The sequence below is a fragment of the Paenibacillus sp. NRS-1760 genome (assembly GCF_050467785.1).
GTDB lineage: Bacteria > Bacillota > Bacilli > Paenibacillales > Paenibacillaceae > Pristimantibacillus.
The window spans coordinates 388239-410872 of sequence record NZ_JBITPK010000013.1 but is presented as its reverse complement, the minus strand read 5'-3'; the positions used below and the strand labels follow the sequence as shown (position 1 = coordinate 410872).

The 22634-nt window shown below is 45.5% G+C and carries 17 protein-coding genes; 4 read left to right on the top strand and 13 right to left on the bottom strand.

Annotation, left to right across the window (positions count from 1 at the left end; all coding sequences use genetic code 11):
- Positions 1-56: 56 nt before the first annotated feature.
- Complete coding sequence (locus tag ACIFSR_RS17425) at positions 57-923, top strand: class I SAM-dependent methyltransferase (protein ID WP_339202809.1); 867 nt, start codon at positions 57-59, stop codon at positions 921-923.
- Positions 923-1636 carry an RluA family pseudouridine synthase gene (locus ACIFSR_RS17420; RefSeq protein ID WP_430058724.1) on the top strand — a complete coding sequence of 238 codons (714 nt, stop codon included), beginning with the start codon at positions 923-925 and terminating at the stop codon, positions 1634-1636. The genes ACIFSR_RS17425 and ACIFSR_RS17420 overlap by 1 nt, the downstream gene beginning before the upstream one ends.
- Positions 1637-1745: 109 nt before the next feature.
- On the opposite strand, the gene ACIFSR_RS17415 is transcribed toward ACIFSR_RS17420, so the two are convergent.
- Positions 1746-1907, bottom strand: coding sequence for a hypothetical protein (locus ACIFSR_RS17415; RefSeq protein ID WP_339202812.1), 162 nt, complete (start codon positions 1905-1907; stop codon positions 1746-1748).
- Here ACIFSR_RS17415 and ACIFSR_RS17410 point away from each other — a divergent pair.
- Entirely contained in the window at positions 1906-2904 is a 999-nt protein-coding gene (locus tag ACIFSR_RS17410; protein WP_430058721.1) for a CapA family protein, read from the top strand. The genes ACIFSR_RS17415 and ACIFSR_RS17410 overlap by 2 nt on opposite strands.
- Positions 2905-2925: 21 nt before the next feature.
- Here the strand turns inward: ACIFSR_RS17410 and ACIFSR_RS17405 are convergent, their stop codons facing one another.
- Positions 2926-3330 carry a MarR family winged helix-turn-helix transcriptional regulator gene (locus ACIFSR_RS17405; RefSeq protein WP_076265740.1) on the bottom strand — a complete coding sequence of 135 codons (405 nt, stop codon included), beginning with the start codon at positions 3328-3330 and terminating at the stop codon, positions 2926-2928.
- A 204-nt stretch (positions 3331-3534) separates the two neighbouring features.
- On the opposite strand from ACIFSR_RS17405, the gene ACIFSR_RS17400 reads away from it, so the two are divergent.
- Positions 3535-3702, top strand: a complete 168-nt coding sequence (locus ACIFSR_RS17400) for a hypothetical protein (protein ID WP_179089723.1) — start codon at positions 3535-3537, stop codon at positions 3700-3702.
- Here ACIFSR_RS17400 and gyrA read toward each other — a convergent pair.
- The 11 genes from gyrA to ACIFSR_RS17345 form a co-directional block, all read right to left on the bottom strand.
- Positions 3683-6145, bottom strand: coding sequence for a DNA gyrase subunit A (gene gyrA / locus ACIFSR_RS17395; RefSeq protein WP_339202815.1), 2463 nt, complete (start codon positions 6143-6145; stop codon positions 3683-3685). The two genes, ACIFSR_RS17400 and gyrA, sit on opposite strands and share 20 nt — an antisense overlap.
- Positions 6146-6157: 12 nt before the next feature.
- Positions 6158-8128, bottom strand: a complete 1971-nt coding sequence (gene parE / locus ACIFSR_RS17390; RefSeq protein ID WP_076265738.1) for a DNA topoisomerase IV subunit B — start codon at positions 8126-8128, stop codon at positions 6158-6160.
- A 998-nt stretch (positions 8129-9126) separates the two neighbouring features.
- The gene (locus ACIFSR_RS17385) at positions 9127-9414 is read right to left on the bottom strand and encodes a YqkE family protein (RefSeq protein WP_430058716.1); all 288 of its coding nucleotides are present in this window, start codon (positions 9412-9414) and stop codon (positions 9127-9129) included.
- Between the two features lie 30 nt (positions 9415-9444).
- Entirely contained in the window at positions 9445-10629 is a 1185-nt protein-coding gene (purT, locus tag ACIFSR_RS17380; protein ID WP_430058713.1) for a formate-dependent phosphoribosylglycinamide formyltransferase, read from the bottom strand.
- A 156-nt stretch (positions 10630-10785) separates the two neighbouring features.
- A complete protein-coding gene (locus ACIFSR_RS17375; protein WP_430058710.1) occupies positions 10786-12609 on the bottom strand; it encodes an ABC transporter ATP-binding protein in 1824 nt (607 codons plus the stop codon).
- Positions 12609-14396: an ABC transporter ATP-binding protein gene (locus ACIFSR_RS17370; RefSeq protein ID WP_339209637.1), complete on the bottom strand. Its 1788-nt coding sequence runs from the start codon at positions 14394-14396 to the stop codon at positions 12609-12611. The genes ACIFSR_RS17375 and ACIFSR_RS17370 overlap by 1 nt, the downstream gene beginning before the upstream one ends.
- 295 nt (positions 14397-14691) lie before the next feature.
- Positions 14692-18348, bottom strand: a complete 3657-nt coding sequence (locus ACIFSR_RS17365) for a dynamin family protein (protein ID WP_430058708.1) — start codon at positions 18346-18348, stop codon at positions 14692-14694.
- Between the two features lie 10 nt (positions 18349-18358).
- Positions 18359-18631, bottom strand: coding sequence for an NAD/NADP transhydrogenase alpha subunit (locus ACIFSR_RS17360; RefSeq protein WP_076265731.1), 273 nt, complete (start codon positions 18629-18631; stop codon positions 18359-18361).
- A 5-nt stretch (positions 18632-18636) separates the two neighbouring features.
- Complete coding sequence (nth, locus tag ACIFSR_RS17355) at positions 18637-19332, bottom strand: endonuclease III (RefSeq protein WP_076265730.1); 696 nt, start codon at positions 19330-19332, stop codon at positions 18637-18639.
- 163 nt (positions 19333-19495) lie between these two features.
- Positions 19496-21979, bottom strand: a complete 2484-nt coding sequence (locus ACIFSR_RS17350) for an S-layer homology domain-containing protein (protein WP_430058705.1) — start codon at positions 21977-21979, stop codon at positions 19496-19498.
- Between the two features lie 96 nt (positions 21980-22075).
- Positions 22076-22621, bottom strand: coding sequence for a GerMN domain-containing protein (locus ACIFSR_RS17345; protein WP_339202827.1), 546 nt, complete (start codon positions 22619-22621; stop codon positions 22076-22078).
- Positions 22622-22634 lie beyond the last annotated feature (13 nt).

Sequence of the window (22634 nt, the reverse complement as noted above, 5' to 3'; positions counted from 1 at the left end):
TTATCGTTGACATTATTATATTACAAAAACAAGGTCAAGGAAGGGTTACGAATAACATGTACATAGCAGATAAATGGGTAGACTACGAGGTTATAGATACAGGAGACGGAGATAAGCTCGAACGTTGGGGCAATTATACACTCCGCCGTCCAGATCCACAAATTATTTGGCCGATCACAAATGAAACAGGTCTTTGGAAAAAAGCCGATGGCCATTACCATAGAAGCAATTCCGGTGGCGGTCAATGGTCGATGAGCGAATCATTGCCTGAACGCTGGACAATTTCTTATGGCGAACTAAACTTCCATATCAAGCCGACAAACTTCAAGCATACAGGATTATTTCCTGAGCAAGCCGTTAACTGGAGCTGGATGATGGACAAAATCCGTAATGCTGGACGTCCTATTCGTGTCTTGAATCTCTTTGCCTATTCGGGCGGTGCCACCGTTGCAGCCGCAGCAGCAGGTGCTGAAGTATGCCACGTTGACGCAGCTAAGGGTATGGTCCAATGGGCAAAAGATAACGCCCAGCTGTCTGGACTTGAGTCCGCTCCAATTCGCTATATTACGGATGACGTGTTCAAATTCGTTCAACGCGAACAGCGCCGCGGCAAGCAGTATGATGCGATTATTATGGATCCACCTTCTTATGGACGTGGCACGAATGGTGAAACATGGAAGCTCGAAGAAAATTTGTTTCCATTCTTACAATCCTGTACATCGATTTTGTCTGACAATCCATTGTTCCTACTCATCAACTCCTATACAACTGGATTATCGCAATCTGTTCTGCACAACCTGCTGCATATGACAATGAATGCCAAATACGGCGGCGAAATCAATTGTGGAGAAATCGGATTGCCGATTACGAAGTCCGGCCTTAATTTGCCGTGCGGAATACTGGGACGTTGGGAGTCTAAGTAATGTCGATCAAGGTTTTGTTCGAGGACAATCATGTAATAGCTGTCGTTAAGCCGCCTGGCGTCCTCTCACAAGAGGATGACACCGGCGATGCTGATATGCTTACCCTGCTTAAGCAGGATATAAAGGAACGATACAACAAGCCGGGAAACGTCTTTCTCGGCCTCGTTCACCGTCTTGACCGTATGGTTGGCGGCGTTATGATTTTTGCCAAAACCTCAAAAGCTGCGTCCAGATTATCCGAATCGGTTCGCAGCAGACATTTTGGCAAAACTTATGTTTGTGTTGTACAAGGTACGCCAAAACAGCCTCTAGCGCGTTTAACCCATTATATTGTTAAGAACAGCAAACAAAATCAAGTAAGCGTCTATAACAAACCCACGAATGAGGCGAAAGAAGCGATTTTGGATTACGAGGTAGCAGCTGTATCTGGCCGTTATTCATTAATTGCGGTGAAGCTGCATACCGGAAGACCTCATCAAATCCGTGCACAGCTGGCTCATATCGGCTGTCCGCTCGTAGGTGACCTGAAATACGGCGCGAAACCAACAAGCGGCATATCCGAAATTGCGTTATGGTCAACCTCGGTTTCAGCCCCTCATCCTATAACAAAGGAATGGATGAGTTTTCGTTCCGTTCCAACCGGCTCTGATGTTTGGAATTGGTGGACTAGTTCGCAGCTTGAAGACGCCTCCAGTATGCTGAGCAATACGTAACAAGGAAGGACGAAATACTAATGCGCCGTAAAAGGCACCGAAAAACAAATTCTATACTATTATTACTAAGTTTACTTGGCTTACTGGTTATTTTTTTAATGCCCTCCATTTACGAGAGGGCTTCTGCACCTGCCAGCTCGCTTCCTACAGCTTCAATTGACCCCACTCCTACTGAGCAAGCAGTCGTAACCCCATCACCATCTCCTGAACCGACAGCACCACCAGAGCCTGTTTTTGCCGATGCCGTATGGATGGCCGTAGGCGACATCATGATGCATACGCCCCAGCTGCCCGGAGCTTTTGACAAGAAAACGAATCGATATGACTTCAAGCCGTTTTTTGCAGAGGTTAAACCGATTTTGAAGCAAGGAGATTGGGTTATTGCCAACTTAGAAACACCAATTGCTGGCGTGGAATTTGGCTATACTGGATATCCAACGTTTAATGCGCCAACCGAACTTGGAGAAGCAATCAAGGATGCTGGATTTAACTTAATAACAAATGCCAACAATCATTCACTTGATAAAGGTGAGTCAGGTGTGCTTCGCACTCTCGAGAACTTAAAGAAGCTTGGTCTTCCAAGCAAGGGAACAGCCGCATCGCAAGAAGAAGCAGACCAAGCTGTCCTATCCGAGAAAAATGGCATCGTTATGGGATTGTTAGCTTACACCTATGGAACAAATGGCATTCCAATTCCAGAAGGCAAACCTTACCTCGTTTCGCTTATTGATGAAGAGAAGATTAAAGCAGACATCATTCGGCTGCGTGAAGCAGGTGCTGACTTTATTTCCGTTTCTCTGCATTTCGGAACTGAATATCAGATTATACCAAATGAAGAACAAAAACGTCTCGCTCGTTCGCTTGTCGCTGCGGGAGCTGATATTATTGCCGGTTCGCATCCCCATGTTGTCCAGCCCTATGAAGTGCTTGAAACAACCGATGAGAAAGGTCATGTAAAAAAGGGACTTATTATTTATTCTATGGGAAATTTTATTTCTAATCAGCGGGGCGAATCAAAGGATTACGGAGTTATTTTTAAAGTTAATGTTCGTAAAAATATGACAGACGGCACAGTTACTATAACTGATGTTGAATCCATTCCGACATGGGTGCATCGCTACAAGCCTGATCGTTCCTTTCGCTATCGCATCTTGCCAATCGAAGAAACATTAGCTGCTTCAAATGATACCTTGCTAACGCAAGCCGACTACGAGGTGCTCCAAAAAAATTACGATATGCTGCGCAATCGGCTCGATTCTATGAAATAAGCGTTGAATGGCGAAATCAGATTACAAATTTGCTACTTTACCCAACAAGTAAACCAGCAGCTGCTGGTTATGAGAGGAAATGCGGTCCAGCGATTGTTCGATCATTTGAGTCCGAATCGTTGTACCGCGCTCCGCCTCAGCTTTGCCCTTCTCCGATACAGAAACCCAAACAATTCTTCGATCATGATCATCTCTTGTACGTTCAATGAGCTCATTTCTTTCCATTCGATCCAACAGTGTTGTAATTGCAGCAGGCGTAGTCGCTAAATATTGGAGCAGATCAGATGGCTTCATCGGTTGGTGCTGAAGCATCAGCTCTAATACATTCAGCTGCCCTTCTGTCAAAGGAGCAAGCGATTGTTCCAAGTTGTTTTTCCATTCACGCGAAAGCTTCGTCCATAATCGAGTAAATTCTCCAGACACCATACTCCCACACTCGCTCTCTGTCAATTTCCATCTATTTGCTATTTATTATAGCAGTCTTTATTGTCGAATAAAAGATTAACCCAATTAATAATTTGCGCTATTAATCGATATATTGTTGAACATTATGACAGCGTTAGACATACAATAAGGCGAAAGCCCAGCGCTATGTCTATTCATGCTTAAATAGTAAGGAGCGTGCACCCAGTGGAAGAAAGAAAAGCTGTAATCATTCAAAAAATTAAAAATTATGGCATTATAAAAGACCCACAATGGCTGGACCGCCCGGATGAGCTGGTACCATTGTGGGTCATGCTTGAAGCTATTTTGGAAGTCATTGAACGGTTTGATCCGCCTAATCGACCTTTTGATTAGTGTCTGTTATGGAACGTGCAAGCGTGCTCGTAATAACGTCGGTTTTCTCTACTGGGAATATGAGTTTGCCTATCGATTTACGATCTTCAATTGGTGCTTTCTCCGATGTAGCAGAAAGCTTCGCTCCAGATGAGGTAATCGCTACGATCTCTTTGGCTGCCTTACAATAATAAGCCCCAATCAGTGACGAACCATTTGGACGCACTCGTTTGCCTTCTTTAAATTCGAACGTTTGTACACCCTTGCCGCCTCTGCCCTGAATTGGATAATCCAGCAGCAATGTACGTTTGGCGTAACCGATATCGGTAATGACGAGTAATTCGCCTTCATCCTCAGCAACCCATTCCGCGGTGACAAGCTCGTCTCCATCCTTAAGCTGAATACCTCTTACGCCTGTTGCAACTCTACCCATCGAATTAACTTCGGATTCTGTAAACCGAATGCTCATTCCCTGCTTAGTTATAAGCATGATTTGTTTCGAACCATCACTCAAAACAACCCGAATGACTTCGTCGCCCTCTGAAACCTTGCAGGCTGCAACCGCAGTGGATCTTGTAGTTGCGTATTCCTTAAGCTCCGTACGCTTGACTTGGCCACGTTTCGTTACGAAAACAAGTGATGCTGTAGATGCCAAAATATCTTTAATTGGAATGACGCTTACGATCGAATCATCCTTCGGAATAGGTACAACATTCACTATCGCTGTTCCGGTATCCTTCCATTTGAATTCTGGAATCTGATGGACCGGCAGCAAATAATATTGACCTTTGCGTGTAAAGAGCAGCAAATTGTCAATCGTATTGACTTCAAGCAACTCTCGTACGAAGTCACCTTCCTTGACGCCTGCGTTTTGCAGCTCGCCTCCCGATCTCGTAAACGAGAGCATGCTTGTCCGTTTTACATAACCATCCTGGCTTAATGTAACTAGAACATCCTCCGGTGTAACAAGAACTTCGAGGTTAACCTTCAGCTCTTCGATTTCACCGCGCAGAACAGAACGGCGATCAATGCCATATTTGGTTTGAATCTCAAGCAGTTCATCCCTAATAACACCAATCAGCTTCTTCTCGCTAGCCAAGATCGATTTCAAGTAAGCAATCTTCTTCATCGCTTCCTTAAGCTCTTTCTCAAGCGTCGTAATTTCCAAGTTCGTTAAGCGATAAAGCTGCAAAGTAAGGATGGCATCTGCTTGACGAGCGGAGAAATCGAACTTCGCAACCAAGTTGTCTTGTGCATCCCCGCGATTTTTGGATGCTTTGATCGTCGCTATAACTTCGTCTAATATGTTGAGCGCTTTTACAAGCCCTTCTACAACATGAGCGCGATCTTCCGCCTTCTCAAGATCATATTTCGTGCGGAAAGTTACTACTTCCTTCTGGTGATCGATATACGCCGACAATATTTGTTTAAGACCAAGCTGCATCGGTGTTTTGTTCACGATTGCGACCATATTGAAGCTGTAAGCTACCTGCAGATCCGTTTTCTTGAACAAATAAGCCAAAATACCTTGTGCATCGGCATCCTTCTTAAACTCAATGACGATGCGCAGACCATTGCGTCCGCTCTCATCACGCACCTCCGCAATGCCTTCGACCTTCTTCTCTAGCCGAATGTTTTCCATTGCGGTAACCAACCGTGATTTAACGACCTGATATGGAATTTCAGTAATGACAAGCTGCTGCTTGCCTCCGCGCATATCCTCGATAGCCGTCTTAGCACGAATGTATATGCGGCCTTTACCTGTAGCATATGCGTCTCGAATGCCTTCTTCGCCCATAATAATGCCGCCAGTAGGGAAATCCGGACCTTTCACATAAGTCATAAGTTCTTCTTGCGTCAGCTCTGGGCTTCCCATAAGCGCGATACACGCATCAATAACCTCACGCAGGTTATGAGGCGGGATTTCCGTGGCAAAGCCGGCAGAGATGCCGCTGGTCCCGTTTACGAGCAAGTTGGGGTACCGCGACGGCAGCACAACCGGCTCCTTCGTTGTATTATCGAAATTATCCTTGAATTGTACCGTTCTTTTCTCTATGTCACGAAGCAGCTCCATCGCAATTGGCGATAGACGCGCTTCCGTATAACGCATAGCTGCTGCTGGATCATCATCCTGAGAACCCCAGTTTCCGTGTCCATCAACGAGCGGATGTCCCATTTTCCAAGGCTGTGCCATCCGAACCATACCCTCATAAATGGATGAGTCACCATGCGGATGGTAATTACCCATAACGTCACCGACAGTTTTGGCCGATTTGCGGTATTGCTTGTCCGGTGTGTTTCCTGAATCATACATCGCATATAGAATACGACGCTGCACGGGCTTCAAACCATCGCGAACGTCAGGAATGGCACGGTCCTGAATTATATACTTTGAATAGCGTCCGAAGCGGTCGCCTACCACTTCCTCCAAAAACGCCGGTAAAAACTGTTCCAGCATACTCATGCAGAAATCCCCCTATTCCTCATATTCCATAAAATCGACATTCTCAACAATCCAACGTTTACGCGGATCTACCTTATCTCCCATAAGCGTCGATACTCTGCGTTCTGCTTTGGCTGCATCTTCGATTTGCACCTGAAGAAGCGTTCTTTTCTCTGGATCCATCGTCGTTTCCCACAATTGGTCAGGATTCATCTCACCAAGCCCTTTATAACGCTGAAGCTCATAATTTTTACCGTATTCCTTCAAATAGTTTTGAAGCTGCTCATCTGTCCACGCATAACGAATCGTTTCCAGCTTGCCTGATTTACGTGTAATTTTGTAAAGCGGCGGCTGAGCGATATAAACGCGTCCCAAATCGATTAACGGCTTCATATAGCGATAGAAAAAAGTAAGAAGCAGCACTTGAATATGAGCGCCGTCTGTATCCGCATCGGTCATAATAATAATTTTATTATAGTTGCATTCCTCAGCGACAAACTCAGAACCCACACCTGCCCCTATTGCAGAAATGATGGCCTTGTACTCGTCGTTTTTCAAAATGTCGATGAGCTTGGCTTTCTCCGGATTCATCGGTTTTCCCTTAAGCGGCAGCAGCGCTTGATATTTCGAGTCACGGCCCTGCTTAGCTGAACCTCCTGCTGAATCCCCTTCCACAATAAACAATTCCGTGCGAGTAATATCTTTTGACTGCGCAGGAGTTAGTTTGCCATTTAGATTGGAGCTCTCGCTCCGCTTCTTGCCGCTGCGGATTTCCTCACGCGCTTTGCGCGCTGCTTCTCTCGCTTTCGAGGCTTGAAGTGATTTTTTTAACAGCATTTGTGCGATTTGAGGGTTTTCCTCAAGAAACACCTGCATCTTCTCCGAAACAATTGCGTCAACAGCGCTTCGCGCGGACGAGCTTCCGAGCTGGTCTTTTGTTTGTCCGACAAACTCAACCTCAGACATTTTGATATTAATAACGACCATCATGCCTTCGCGCAAATCGTTGCCTTCAAGGTTTTTGTCTTTCTCCTTAAGCATCGCTGCTTTACGGGCATAGTCGTTCATGACGCGAGTATAAGCGGTTTTAAAACCGGTTTCATGCGTACCGCCGCCGCGTGTTGGAATGGAATTGACGAAGGAAGCGATCGTCTCCGTGTATCCGTCATTATATTGGAGGGCTACCTCCACCTCAATATCATCGCGCTCACTAGCAAAGTGAATAACATCGTGCAGTACGGTCTTTTCTTCATTCAAAAACTGAACGAATTGACGAGCTCCGCCTTCATAATGAAACACATCCTGCTTGCCGCTGCGGTCGTCTTTAATTGTTACCTTTAATCCAGAGTTTAGAAAAGCAATCTCTTGCAAACGCTCTGCCAGCGTATCATAACTTAATGTTGTGCCATTCTGGAACACGCGGCCATCCGGCTTAAAAGTAACCTTAGTGCCTGTCCGATTCGTAGTGCCAATAATCTCAAGTCCGCGTACGGGCTCACCAACATGCTCACGTCCCGCTTCATCGATCCAATATTCAAAGCGTTGTCTGTGAATTTTGCCGTCTCGGTAAATATCAACCTCAAGCCATTCTGACAAAGCATTTGTAACGGATGCGCCAACGCCGTGCAGACCGCCGGATTTCTTATATCCGCCGCCGCCAAATTTACCGCCCGCATGCAAAATCGTAAATACGACCTGCGGTGTAGGAATACCGGTCTTATGCATGCCGGTAGGAATACCACGCCCGTTATCGTGTACCGTTACTGCTCCGTTCTTGTGCAGCGTCACTTCAATGGCCGAACAAAATTTAGCCAAATGCTCATCGACTGCATTATCGACAATTTCCCAAACGAGATGATGCAAACCCGAACTGCTTGTACTTCCTATGTACATGCCCGGTCTTTTACGAACTGCTGTTAACCCTTCAAGCACCTGTATATCATCGGCCTCATAATTTCGGTCTGCGGCCGCTGTATTTGCGAAGAGATCTGTTTGCTCAGACATGAGCGTCCCCCTATCTTTAATCACGTTTCCGTATCTTCAAGCTATTTTAATTCAATTTGTCATGTTTCGTAAAGTCTCCAAAAAAAAACGATTAGTGCAATTACACGATCTTCAAGCCTTATTTTGCTAATGGTCATAAGAGATACATATAAGGATAACACACTATCCTTGCTTAACAGAACCTTCCATCGATTAGTTTGGAGGGGTTCTATAGTTTCCTGTCTTGTTTCAACAGCAGCATTACTTATTCATAACCTACAGCTCAGCGTATGTAATAATCGGAATAAGCGCAAGCATAATTAACACAATAACAAAAAAACTTTTTTTGTTCCACAAATTCTACAACTCATTTTCAATAAAACGCTTAAAGTTATTCGTGTGTATCCACTGTTCGAGCGTTTCTACCAGCTTCGACCACTAAACATTGCGTTATACGCTTGTCGTACATGTAGAATTTACTGCAATGACATTAGCTAAATCCTTCGAAAATAAAATAGAATGTACACACATCGCTTTAATAACTGTTGTTAGCATGTTTTGCAGAATCATTAGATTTATGTATGCGTGGTAACAATTTGTATTAAAAAAAGGCGATTGTGAGGCTCAGCCTTGCCTAATTAATCGATTAGGATTGACTTTAATGCTCAACCTTCGTAATATGGTTTACGATTCAAATTTACACCCAAAATCATATTCGAGGTAGCAGAATGAATACGAATGAACGCATTGATTGTTTGAAATGCAAACATTATTTTATTACATGGGAGCCAAGTGCACCTAAAGGCTGCAGAGCTTTTGGATTTAAAACAAGCGTACTGCCGAGCATAATGGTTTTTCGCTCATCTGGCAAACCCTGCATGCATTTTGAAACAAAAGAAAATCATAAAAAATAAGATTATATCAAAATTTTTGAAATTAGTGTATTAGGGATATTCCGAACAAAAAAAGCACCCTAAGGTGCTTTTTTGAGAACAATTCGAACTGCGACTTTCTTCCTATTACTTATGCTTCGACCAGTTAGGGTCGCTATTCTCAAGCAAATAAGAAAAATCGTTTTCCAAACGCTTTTGCTCCTGCTTCTTCTTTTCTTCTTCCTGTTTGCGAAGTTCTTCTTTACGTGATGCTTCAGCCTGCTTCATATCATCTGCTTGTGCTTTTAGCTTGTCAAGCACCTCATTGCTTAATAAATCCTTGAGCGTCAAGCCGTTTTCCGACTCATTTTTTGGAGCATTTTTTGATGATGATCTAGGAGCTGAAGACGTTATTTTTTTCTGTTTTTTACCCATAGCTGCTGCACCTGCCTTAAAATAAACTTTCTATTCATTAGTATACGATACGTAAAGAGCTTCTGCAGCTTTACGAGCTAAATCTCGTGCTTGCTCTACATCAGGAGCAGTGCTCAGCGCAATGGCCATTCTTCGTCCAACCTTCGTTTCTGGTTTTCCAAAAACGCGAACCTGTGTATTAGGAACCGACAAAGCCTCTTCAATACCGCCAATGCGGAAATCGGAAGATTCACGGTCTGCTTTCAACGTATGTGATGCACCATGTGACAGCAACCGAATTGTTGGAATTGGAAATCCTAAAATAGCTCTTACATGCAGGGCAAACTCTGAAAGATCCTGAGTCGCCATCGTTACCATGCCTGTATCATGTGGACGCGGCGATACTTCACTAAACAAGACGCCATCCTTTGTAATGAATAGCTCCACTCCGTAAATACCAAAACCGCCCAGCTCATCGGTGATGCGTTGCGCTATGGACTCCGCTTGAGCAATTTGTGCCTCAGTCATATGATGCGGCTGCCAGGACTCGATGTAATCGCCATCCTTCTGCACATGACCAATTGGCGGACAATAGCTTGTACCCGAAACCGATCGAACAGTAAGCAATGTAATTTCAGATTCAAATGTTACAAAGCCCTCCACGATAACACGCTGCTTCTTGGCACGTCCACCTTCCATCGCATAGCTCCAGCATGCTTCAAGCTCCGCTTCAGATCGGCAAACGCTTTGTCCTTTGCCTGAGGAGCTCATAATTGGTTTGATGACACATGGGAAACCAAGCGTTTCGGCCGCAAGAGCAAGCTCTTCAAACGTATCTGCAAATCGATATGGCGCGGTAGGCAGCTCCAATGTCTCAGCAGCTAAGCGGCGAATGCCTTCGCGGTCCATCGTCAGCCAAGCTGCGCGTGCTGTAGGAATAACGCGATGTCCTTCCTTCTCAAGTTCAAGCAGCGTTTCTGTAGCTATTGCTTCAATTTCCGGAACAATATAGTCAGGCTGCTCCTTCTCAATAATACGGCGAAGCTCAGCCCCATCCAGCATATCCGTTGTATAACTGCGATGTGCAACCTGCATAGCTGGTGCTTGATCATAGCGATCTACTGCAATGGTCTCGATGCCAAGCCGCTGAGCCTCCAATACAACCTCTTTACCAAGCTCACCAGAGCCTAGCAGGAGCAACTTGCGAGCATTCTTTGTTAAGGGTGATCCATACATAAAGAAAAAGAACCTCCTGGAAGCAAATCGAATCGTCAGCTCTGTCCTAAAGGCAGAGAATAGCGTTTCGGTTCGTTTTTTCTTCCATTGTGGAGGTTCTAAGCTTAAAAATCAACTATTTTATAAGCATTTGCTGAAATGAATGATGCTCACGTTTTAAAGAAAACGGTACTGTGCTTCGATCAAGCCGTTGTAAACGCCACGCTTTGCAAGCAACGCTTCGTGATTGCCTTGTTCAACGATTTCACCGTGGTCAAGCACGATAATTTCATCCGCGTGACGAATCGTCGACAATCGGTGAGCAATCATAAAGGATGTACGTCCTGCTAGAAGAATTTTAAGAGCTTCTTGAATTTTCAGCTCCGTTTCAGTGTCAATGCTGGCTGTTGCTTCATCCAAAATTAGAATTTGCGGATCAGCTAGCAATGCTCTGGCGAACGATAGCAGCTGACGCTGACCCATGGAAAGCACATTGCCTCGCTCCTCAACCTGCGTATCATAGCCATCTGGCAGCCCCATAATGAAATCATGCGCGTTAACGGCTTGAGCTGCTGTTACGATCTCCGCATCGGTTGCATCCAAGCGTCCATAACGAATATTGTCACGAATCGTGCCTGCAAAAATAAACGTATCCTGGAGCACAATGCCAACCTGTGAGCGCAGGCTTTCAATCGTTACATCACGAATATCGATGCCGTCAATAAGGACACGGCCTTCAACCGGATCATAGAAACGGCATAATAGATTGATGATTGTACTTTTTCCTGAACCCGTATGCCCTACGAGCGCTATCGATTGGCCTGCTTTTACATCGATGGTGATGCCTTTGAGTGCTGGCCTTCCCTGCTCGTATTCGAACACGATATTGTCGAACTTTACGGCGCCAACAATTTTCGGAAGTGGCTTTGCAACCTTTAGTTCCGCTACCGTCGGTTCTTCATCAATAAATTCAAAAATCCGTTCTGATGAAGCCATCGCAATAAGCAGCTGGGAGTACATTTGTCCTAGTCGGTTGATCGGGTCCCAGAAGTTGCCGATATAGTTGGCATAACCAACAAGCAATCCAACGGTAATCGCACCTATTTGAATGAGGTGGGAGCCATACCAGAATAGAATAAAAGTACCGATTGCTGAAGTGATCTCGATCACAGGGCCGAACGTTTGGTTAAGCGATGACGCTCGGTTCCATGATTTATTGTTGATCGTATTCATATGATCGAAGAAGCTCATATTGTCTTTCTCTTGCACGTATGCTTGCGTTACCTTCATCCCTTGAATACTCTCATTTAAATGTGAGTTAATACGGGATTGCTTAATGCGCACATCCTGCCATGCAAAACGAATCTTTTTGCGCAGAGTCGTTGATACAATAAACATTAACGGTACGGTTATCATTACCGCAAGGCCAAGCTTAAAGTTCCATACGAGCAAAATAATGACGATACCGAACAATTGCACACAGTCCATCAATAAGTTGACGACACCGTTTGTAAACAAATCCTGCAGTGCATTTACGTCATTCGTGACACGAACGAGTACTGAGCCTGCTGGGCGCTTGTCGTAAAAACGGAAGCTTAGCTTTTGAATATGCTGGAATAAATGATTTCTGAGATCATAAATAACTTTTTGCCCAATGATATTCGTATATTTGATCCGGTACGTATTGGATGCCCATTGAATAACATATAAGACCAGCATGATGCTTGCGATTGTAATCAACTTCGGAACACTTGTTTCACCTTGCTCAGGAGCAATCGCTTCGTCAATTGTCAGAATGACGAGCGCCGGCACGCCTAGGCGTGTCAATGTACCAAGAATCATCATAACGATGACAGGCATTAATTGTTTTGTGTAAGGCTTCATATATCCGAATAGGCGGCGCAATTGGCCCCAGTTAAAGGGTTTTTCAATCAGCTCATCGTCTTGGTATATGAATCGTTCATTTTTATTGCTAGCTTTTGCTTTGGCACTCGTACTCATTATACGGTACTCCCTTTCCGCTCATTCGCTTGCGCAGCTATAGCAGCATCATCAAGCGGATAGTCAGCATATTGAATGTTGTAGGTGTCGCGGTATGGTCCTTGCTGCTTAATCAGCTCTGCGTGTTTACCACGCTGAACGACATGGCCCTTGTCTAACACGATGATTTCATCGGCATGTCTAAGCGAAGAAATCCGATGTGCAATAATAAAGGTCGTGCGGCCAGCCATCAGCTCCTTGAAGCCCGCTTGAATTTCATGCTCGGTTTCCATATCTACCGCGCTTGTTGCGTCATCCAAAATTAAAATTCTAGGATTTTTTATAAGTGCTCTAGCAATGGCAATCCGTTGTTTTTGTCCACCGGACAAGCCCATTCCTCTTTCGCCGACAATCGTATCGTAGCCTAGCGGCAGCTCCAAAATGAAGTCATGCGCTTTAGCCAGCTTAGCTGCGTGCTCGATTTGCTCTGGTGTTACATCCCGCACGCCATAGGCGATATTATCGCGAATCGATGCCGAGAATAAGAACGTTTCTTGAAACACGGGAGCTATTAATGAACGAAGGCTTGCGACATCCAAATTTTTAATATCGATGCCGTCTAACGTAATTGAACCTGTTTTTACATTATAGGCTCTCATTAACAATTGAATAATCGTTGATTTCCCTGAGCCTGTCGCACCAAGAAACCCAATGACAGAGCCTGCTGGCGCATCAATGACCAAATCGGTTACCGCCGGCGTTTTGTCAGGATAACTGAACGTAACATGATCGAAGCGTACATGACCTTTTACAGTATCGCTGCTAACCTCAATCGCGTGCTCAATATTTTTTACATGAACATGTTCATTCAGCAGTCCTAGTACACGCTCGCCTGAAGCTTTGAACTGCGTGTAGTTGTTAATATGGAACCCTAGGCCCCACATCGGACCGATAATGTACCAAATCAAGCTGAAAAATGCGACAAATTCACCGAGCTGCAGTGATCCGTTAATGACAAGAATACCGCCTGTTACAAGCAGGATTACTGCGCTTAAGTTCGCTACAAGCTCCATTACAGGGAAAAATTTCGCCCAAATCTTTGCTGCGCCAACCTGATTCGTTTGATAGGCTTCACTGCGTATGGAAAATTTAGATACCTCATGCGATTCACGTGCAAAAGATTTAACCGTGCGTACGCCCGTAATATTCTCTTGAACCGCTGTCGTTAAATTACTCATCGCTTGACGCATTTCGCGGAACGCTGGATGAATATTGCGTTCAAAACGAATGGCTGCGAAGCCTAGCAGCGGTATCGTTACTAATGTAATCAAAGTTAGCTGCCAATGAATAGAGAGCATCATTGCGCCGCCGAACAAGATCATCAACACCATATTCAAGATTTGTGCAAAGCCGAAACCGATAAAGTTGCGAATCGCCTCTAAATCAGCCGTTAAACGTGACATCAAATCGCCTGTTTTCGCTTTGTCATAATATTGAAATGACAGCGTCTGCAGCTTGTCGTACAGAGCATTCCGCATGTGGAACGCCACTTTGTTACCAAGTCGTGCACCAAAAAAACCATGTAAATACTGCATGCATCCTTTAATGATAATGACTCCGACTACTGTAAAAGCAAGCGTCGGCACTAACTCGAATTTTTTTGGCGTAATGACATCATCAATCAAGTATCGCAGTAAATTCGGATAGACAAGTCCGAGCGCCGTAGCGCACATTAAGCAAAATATCGAGGTGAACATAAACTTTCGTTCCGCCCAATAAAATGCTTTCAACTGCCTTAGTACGTCCAAGTAAATCCATCTCCCCGTATCTATTTTGTAAGCATGAATGAATATTATCAGCATCATCAAATGCGAGCAAACAGTATAAATATGCATATACCTGTTATAAACCGCTTATTGACTCGTTATCTAAATTGGAAACGGTTAATACTCCCAATTGGTCGCAAATCATGACAAATATGTGCCTATTACTCAATTTTTGCACAAAAACACACTAAATAAAAAAAAGCTTTTGCAAGCGTTTTACACGCTCGCAAAAGCATTCAGCTGTTAATGCGATAGAACAATCCGTATTCATTGACAATTAGATATGAATCAATTGATTATACAGCTGCTTCAGCTCAGCCGTGTCCGCACTGCCGGACAACGAGATTCGTTTGCCGCTTTCATAAGCAAGCATATCGTCTTGCAGCTGTTTACCAGCTTGATCAGCCGCTTTCTGCCAAATTTGCTCGTAAAGCGATGTCCACAAGAGCGTTTGCTCGGACATCCAACCATTTAATGAAGGAGCAAGCAGCGCATCAAGCTCTTTGCGAAGAATCGACTTGCCCTCGCCTTCAAAAAATTGACGCGGTGATTTGAAACGGCTCCAAAGCAGCTTCGCATCAACGTTATCCGCTTCCCAAGCGGCCGGCTCATCTGGCGTTGGCAAAGAAGCTGGCGCATAAGGAACAGCACTATATGCGGAAATTGAATTTTCTAAACGCTGCGCAGTATGAATATATTGCTTTTGCAGCTGAGTATGAATGCCTCGTTCCATTCGAAGCGAGGTTGCCAGCATCTCCTGTGACAGCTCCAGTTGGACGAGCCGCTGCAGCTCCAGCCAAGATGTCCAAATGGCTTTGCGCAAGTCACGTCCATCATCCTGCAAGGAGGCCGGATTAAAGGCTAAGTTATAAAACTCACCAAAACGGTATTGGATACGCTGAACGACATAATACAATAGCTCACTAAGCTCCTGCTTTAGCTGCTCAGGGATCGTTCCGGTTTGAAGTGCTGATATTTCGATCTTCGCTTCGTTCACCGCTTGCAGCAGTGCTATAAGCTCAGCTTCACGCCCAGCTGCGTCGCCCTCTGCACTTTGAAGCCAGCCTGCAACTGTCGCTGCCGCTCGTTTCAAGTCCTGCTCTGCGGCATCAATAGCTAGCCGTCCGAGATCGTTCTGAATAAAGGAAAGGAATGATTGCTCGAAAGCTTCAATGCCGGAGCGTTGCAGCAGCTCTGCATTTTCATCTAATTTACCATCCAGTGCCTGCAAGCTCGATACAGGAAATAAACGAGGCGAGCGAATCGCATGCTGCAGCAGATTCGTCTCAACATGCTTTAACACACCTGTAAGCTCCTCCTGATCTGCCGCCAAATCGGCAGCGTTAACAAGGAAAAACATTTTATCAAGCTCAAACTGATCCTTCACCCTGCCAAGCTGCATCAGAAATTGACGATCAGCTTGCGAGAAGGCGTGGTTGTAATACGTGACAAACAAAACAGCATCAGCGTTTTTAATATAATTGAAGGCTACGCCCGTATGTCTAGCATTTACAGAATCCGCTCCTGGCGTGTCAACAAGCACGATACCCTGCGCCGTCAACGCGCAGTCATAATGCAGCTCGATTTCACTCACGAAACAGGAACGAGATTCCTCAGCGACGTACTTTTCATATTCCGCTTGATCGACCGACAGCTGTTGACCGAGCAGTGGTTCATGCTCTGCCCAGCCTGCGCGGGCTGCGCGCAGGAAGCTGAAATGCGGTCGTCCGCCAGCTCCGATGGAATCCGGAGATAGGCGATCGATCGCCCGCATGAGAGCAGCGTCATCAGACTGCTGCTCTTTTTCACCGAGGAGCGCTAGGGAATAGCGCACATCATCAATAATGGCAGCACGCGTCTTCATGACAATGCGCGCTGTACCATGACCGTGCTCCGCCGTAGGGGGCACGAGTCGGTTGATCGCTGCCGTCGTCGGATTAGGAGAAACCGGCAGCACCGGTTCTCCGATCAGCGCGTTCGCAAGCGATGATTTGCCGGCGCTGAAGGCGCCGAATAATGCGATGGTGAAGCGGCTGTCCTGCAGCCGCTTCGCCTTATCGCTCATCGCTTGCGCAGCAGCCGCAAGCGCAGCATGCGGCGCCAGCAGCTCCGCGGCGCTGGCTAAGCGCGCTGCAGCGCTGTGCTGCTGCGCCAAAGCTGCTCCGCCAGCTAGGGCGCTTCGCCCCGCTGCCGCATGATGCTGCCCCTCTCGCGCGCTTCGCCCGCCCTCGCTCGCAAGCACGCCCCGCGCTTCAGCAGCGTCGCCGCCAGCTTGCGCGGAAGTGCCACCACCAGCCACAGCTATACGCGGTGCTGGCAATGCCGGCCTTGCCGGCGCCTCAGGCAGCGCTGTAGTTAGCCGCGCCTTATGCTCCTCGGCGCGCTTCGCCAGCGCCGTGAGCGCATGAAGTGCACCAGCCTGCGCGCGAAGCGCAGCAAGCTGTGACTCTGCCTCAGCGGCGGCGGCTTCGCCTACCGCCGCTGCATGGTCTGCCAGCGCATCGATGATCTCAAGCGCGCGCTGGCGATAAACGGCCTTCACATCCGCGGCTAGATCGCGGCTAAACGTCATCGTATATTCGTTGCTGATGACGGCGCCGGGTTTCACCCTCGCGATAAGCCACTCCGAATCCGGCAGCCAAGCCAAGTTCCGCGCGAGCTCCGATTCCAGCAGCTCGCCATCGTATGATATACGCTCTGCTTCCGTACGGAGCAAATGCTTCACATGCCAGTCGATCGAAGCGCTGATTAAACTGTTTAATTCCATGCTGAACGCCAGCAAGCGCCGTTCCTGCTCAGCAGCAGTCTTAGCTGCCGCAAAAAGCAGCCCCGCTTTAAAACCAGGCTTACGGCTCTCCAGAAACGTTTGAGCCAAATCACGCAGTCCCGCTGGCGTAATATTCGCATTATCCAGAAGCGTTTGCAGTTCTTTGCGAAGCTGCGCCCGGTAAACCTCTTTCTGCTCCGAAACTTGCCTGATCTTCTGTTTCAGCTGATCCATTTGTGTTGTGACAAGGGCAACAGCCTCAACGCCGCCTGCCTCAGCAAGAAGCCGTTCACGCTCAGGCTCCGCTTGCTGCTCACTCCATTTCAAATGTCCATCAGCTACATGGCGCAATGACGCATCTACACTGTACACACAAAGCGGCTTGCGGATCGTTTGTAGTTTATCTAGCAGCTCAAGCAGCTGCTCCCACTCTTGATGCGGGTGCTCTGGCTCGCGCAACGACAAATAAACGATCCCCGCCGGCTCCAAGTGCCAAGCGTGAAACGCATCCTCAACGCTTTGACGATAGCTTGCGAAAGAAAGCTCGCGATCACGATGCTTATCAATCTGATTCACAATAAAATATAAGGGCTTTCCCCAATCCTTCAATTGCTTCGCAAAAGAAAAATTGATTTCAGACTGCACATGATTATAATCCATAACATAAAAAACAACATCTGCAAGATGCAATGCGGATTCGGTTGCCATCCGGTGCGCATCATCAGTTGAATCAATGCCAGGCGTATCGAGGAGCACGGTATGATCTCCTAAAAGCTCGGACGGATACACGATCGATACAGAAGTAAATTGCTCGCCATCGACACAATAGCGGTCAAGCTGGTCGATCGGAACTTCCGCTTTGGAAGCAACACCATTCTTTACGGTTTCAACAGCTGCATAAGCCCGATCCCCGCCGCGAATAGACACAACGTTCGCGCTTGTTGGAATTGGACTTGATGGAAGCAGCTTAGTCCCGCATAAACGATTAATGAGAGTTGATTTGCCAGCTGAAAAATGTCCACAAAAAGCGACAGTAAGCCGACCATCGGTCAGCTTACTGTTTAGCTCCTGTGCTTGCTTGGCATGTAATGTATCTCCTGCAGCTGACATTAAACCAGCTGCTTCGGATATAGCTCCTGCTATGCTTTGCACGGTTGTTTCTGTCATTTGCTTCTCCTTAAACGGCTTGCTCTTCTTCAGACGGCAAACAAATTTCAAATACGTTGCCATGTTGCAAGATCATAATGTTGCGCTCTTTATCTCTCATCACAACTACCTCAGGTTTAATGCGCATACGCTCGATGTATTGATCAGGCACATCGCCTGAGCCGCTAACTGTAATGCCTTCTACAAGGATATCCTCGTGCTCCTCTGGCGGAGACTCAAGCACTTGCTCATAAATATCAGAAAAAAGCTCAAAATTGTTTGTGTACACGGAAATACAGTTCATGTTCATCATCCTTCACTGGCTATTTTAGGTTTTATACTCTTATTTTTGGTTTTAAAACCTGGCTTCATACGTTGTTTACCTTCTTTGCACAAATCAAGCAGCGGACAAATGGGACACTGCGGGCTTTGCGCTTTACAGTGATAGCGGCCGAAAAAGATGAGTCTGTGGTGGGTTAATGTCCACTCCTCGCGCGGAACGAGTTTCATCAGCTTCTTCTCTACCTCTAGGACACTGTCTTCGGCCTTAGCGAATCCCAGTCGCTTCGTTACACGATCCACATGCGTATCGACAGCGATGGCAGGCACACCAAATGCATTAGACATAACGACGTTAGCCGTCTTCCGCCCTACGCCTGGCAGCTCGGTCAGACCTTCATGACTTTCAGGCACTTTCCCGTCATATTTATCTATGACAATACGGCAAAGCTTTTGTATATTTGATGCTTTACTTCGAAACAAGCCGATGCGGCGAATGTCCTGCTCTAGTTCTTCCAGCGGTACGCTCAAATAATCCTCGGGGCACTTATACTTTTGAAATAAGTTTACCGTTACCTTATTGACCGTCTCATCCGTACATTGCGCAGACAGCAGTACTGCTATTGTAAGCTCAAACGGATTGCTGTGATTAAGCTCACAGTGTGCATCTGGAAACATGTCCGCAATAATGTCTAGCACATGACGCATTTTTTGTTTCGCAACCATCGTCCTCTCCCCTAATCAAACACTATCGTTCAAAGTGTAGCGAAATTTGTCACGCTTCGCAACCGTAAACAAGCATATTCTATAAAAAAACTGCCCCTAAGGGCAGTTTTTTCACAAAAAATGAATATCTCAGCCTATAATTGATGAAAATTTCGTTAAAAAGCTACTTGACGATTGCAATTGCATAGTTTCTAAAGCCATAGATTGTAATTGTGTCGCCTGACTTGAAAGCTGTAACTGAAACCGAATTTCCATTTAAAATGTATTTGGTCTGGCTGTTTACATTAAAATAATTCCGGTTATCCGCATCTGTTGTTTTTTCCGTCCACACTTGTGATGCAGTCGCATTGAAGTTCGTAAATACGCGGCTCTCGCCAACAGCTACAGTCAGTTGTGTTTTGTTGCCTTCCAGCTTCTGAACCTCAACATAGTCCCCCACAGTAAGCAGGCTCGTTGCTGTTCCTTGCGTGGCTCCTTTTACGATTACGAACCCAGCATCGCCATTATAAGCAACAGTTTGACCTACAAGGTCTACAATAGTGACACTATTTGCTGATATGGATTGTACCTTGCCATAAGTAACAGAAATAGTGCGTGCACGAACGGCTTCTTTTCCTAAATAGTTAACAGTAATAATAGAGCCTGGAGTGATCTGTTCAATCGCAAGCTTCGCTCCAGCTTCGTTAACCAATTCTGTGCCTAGCACATTTAGATCAAATGCGGATGTCATTGCATTTTTAACACGAATTTTTTTGTTGATTACGTCTACAGACATCACATCGTATTGAGCATTTGTGTGGACTCTAATCGTTGCAACACGATCTTGGTTGCTGCTCAAATCAAGCGTAAGTTGATCGCCTGCCTTAAGATCGCTGTAAGCTGCATTTGCTATGGCAGCATGCTCAACGTATGCAGTGTTATATGGAAGCGACAACGTAGCGCCGTTCTCCAATTTAATGTTCATCAAGTTGCTTTGTGAATTCATAGATAATAAAGTACCTGTGTATTTAGTTAAAAATTGCAGGGATACGATCGAATTTCCTGTATAGCTGATAACAATTTTTCTGTTCACAGTTAGCAAGCTATTAGCAGAAGCTAATGAAATAACGTTGCCGCTGTATTCAATTCGAGTTTTATCCGTAAAATAAAGCGCTTGGGCGTTATTACCATTTGCATCAAGAATGGTCAACAACTTTTTATCGTAAACAAAAGCGGCAACCTGCGCACCAGCAACGACTTTCACATTGCGGTTAACTACTTTCACCTTTGTTACTTTATCTGCATCATTAAGCGTAAGCTCTACTTGATCTGCTTCTTTAATTAAATCGCCGATTGTTGCGCCATTAATGCCTTCAATTTCAACGGAAACCGTATCTGCCATCAATTTAGATACAAGTGTTGTACCCTCCATGACAGTGATCAAATCACCTGTCGAGCCGTAGAATGTACCTTTAACACTTGTTGCCGACGCCTGCGTCGATGCAATAATTTTTAGTGTTGCCGGTACATCACGGAAGCTGTCTTGTACGATGCTTATTTGGCTGTCTCTCTTAATTGAGGTTAATGCTAGCGGTTTGCCATCCGTATCAACGACTATTACTGAATCATTATAGAAAAATTCAACAGGCTTATTGTTAATCCATACATATAACTTCTTCTCATCTGCGATAACACGATCCAACGTTCCAGACGTCGTTTTAGTGTAAGTCTTATCGCCTTTCACTTCAACGTAAAGCGCCTTGCCATCCTTCGCAATGACCGTTACATCTCCGTATTCAAGAAGCTGCTGTCTCGTAATCGGTGTTTCTGTATTGTAGTGATAAAATAAAGTATCTGAATTAATGGTATAGTTGATTTCCTTCTTGTCGCTGTAAACAGTAATTTGAGTATCTGTTATTTTAGTTGCAATCCCGTTTACTTGACCTTCATATGCAACCGGGAACAGCTTCTCGGCACGGCTGAACATCGTAGCAAGACTCGCACGATCCACATTCGCTTTAGGAACAAATTTGTCTGCCGTTACACCCTTTACGAGCTCAAGCTTGGAAGCGGCATTCACATAACCTTTATAAATAGAAGTGATTTGCGCTGCATCCGCGAAAGTCGAGGCTGTATTTTGCAAACGTACCGCTTCTTCCTCTTGCTGAATTGCACGAACCATAAGCTTCGTTACCCATTCACGGGTAGCTGGCTTAGTCCCCCAAGCGATTTTAGGATCTTTAGCTGCGAGTCCGAACTCTTCCACCTGATCAAGCAAGCCTTCTTGGAAAGCCAACGTTACATAAGGTTTAAAATATGTGCTTACGGAAAAAGAATTAGGAAAACCGATAATTGCATCTTTATCTGCTTTTTTATCCAATCCAGCGAATCGAAGAGCCATAAGCACAGCCTCTTGCTGACTCACATTTTCTTTCGGACGGAATATTGCAGCTCCGCTTGATGTCTTATTTCCTTCAATAATTCCTTGCAATGCAAGCTTAGCTATATGCTTCTCTGCCCAATGACCACTGCTTACATCGGTAAATGGTGTTGTATATCCGGAGGCTGCTGAGGCATATGAAGCAGGTATGATTACACCGCTTCCTGCAACCAGTGAAAACGCTAGCGCTCCAATCAAAATCTTTTTGCTCGCAAATTGCATTGTCATAAGTAGATATTCCCCCTGATTAGTATGTAATAACTCATGCAGAACGGCTTCGTCAACCTATTGCTAGGATGGAACGAAGCCATTCATAATTTTTGCTTATTGCTTGTTCATTGGATATTCGAGCTCGACATGACCCATTAGCGTTTCAACCTTTTGTCCATCGACAAGCAGATCGATTGATTTTACAGCATCGAATTGAAACAATGTTTTTTGAAGCGTCTGAATGACAAACGTCTCGCCTGGCGCGCCAAGCCGCGCTTCATCAGGCAAATGAATATCCAGTGTAACAAGCCCGTCTGATAGTTGTACGGATTTAACCTCAATTCGTTTCCATAAAGATAATTTATTCTCGTCAGCATCTTTTTGCAGTTCAGCAATTGCTGCTTTGACCAGATCAATATCCGTTTCATAGGTTAGCTTGACTGGATGCTCTACTGTTTCAGTTAGCTCAGCATCGGTTAAATAAATAATAGCATCTAGTTCGTTTAATACGGGAGTTGGCTCAGGTGAAGGCGATGGTGAAATTGTAGGCGATACCGTGCTGCCTGGTTGATTTCCCTGCTTATCCTGAACTCCGCATCCTGCAAGCGCAGCGGATAATATAATGACAGCAAGCAGCCCGCGTGCTTTGAAAGTTTTCATAACACTGAACACC

Bases quoted from the DNA above. Each gene is read 5' to 3' on its own strand.
- ACIFSR_RS17385 (WP_430058716.1), bottom strand. From the start codon at position 9,414: ATGGGTAAAAAACAGAAAAAAATAACGTCTTCAGCTCCTAGATCATCA.
- ACIFSR_RS17375 (WP_430058710.1), bottom strand. From the start codon at position 12,609: ATGAGTACGAGTGCCAAAGCAAAAGCTAGCAATAAAAATGAACGATTC.
- ACIFSR_RS17350 (WP_430058705.1), bottom strand. From the start codon at position 21,979: ATGACAATGCAATTTGCGAGCAAAAAGATTTTGATTGGAGCGCTAGCG.
- ACIFSR_RS17425 (WP_339202809.1), top strand. From the start codon at position 57: ATGTACATAGCAGATAAATGGGTAGACTACGAGGTTATAGATACAGGA.
- ACIFSR_RS17420 (WP_430058724.1), top strand. From the start codon at position 923: ATGTCGATCAAGGTTTTGTTCGAGGACAATCATGTAATAGCTGTCGTT.
- ACIFSR_RS17365 (WP_430058708.1), bottom strand. From the start codon at position 18,348: ATGACAGAAACAACCGTGCAAAGCATAGCAGGAGCTATATCCGAAGCA.
- nth (WP_076265730.1), bottom strand. From the start codon at position 19,332: ATGGTTGCGAAACAAAAAATGCGTCATGTGCTAGACATTATTGCGGAC.
- ACIFSR_RS17345 (WP_339202827.1), bottom strand. From the start codon at position 22,621: ATGAAAACTTTCAAAGCACGCGGGCTGCTTGCTGTCATTATATTATCC.
- ACIFSR_RS17405 (WP_076265740.1), bottom strand. From the start codon at position 3,330: ATGGTGTCTGGAGAATTTACTCGATTATGGACGAAGCTTTCGCGTGAA.
- ACIFSR_RS17410 (WP_430058721.1), top strand. From the start codon at position 1,906: ATGATGCATACGCCCCAGCTGCCCGGAGCTTTTGACAAGAAAACGAAT.
- parE (WP_076265738.1), bottom strand. From the start codon at position 8,128: ATGTCTGAGCAAACAGATCTCTTCGCAAATACAGCGGCCGCAGACCGA.
- gyrA (WP_339202815.1), bottom strand. From the start codon at position 6,145: ATGAGTATGCTGGAACAGTTTTTACCGGCGTTTTTGGAGGAAGTGGTA.
- ACIFSR_RS17360 (WP_076265731.1), bottom strand. From the start codon at position 18,631: ATGAACTGTATTTCCGTGTACACAAACAATTTTGAGCTTTTTTCTGAT.
- ACIFSR_RS17415 (WP_339202812.1), bottom strand. From the start codon at position 1,907: ATGATGTCGCCTACGGCCATCCATACGGCATCGGCAAAAACAGGCTCT.
- purT (WP_430058713.1), bottom strand. From the start codon at position 10,629: ATGTATGGATCACCCTTAACAAAGAATGCTCGCAAGTTGCTCCTGCTA.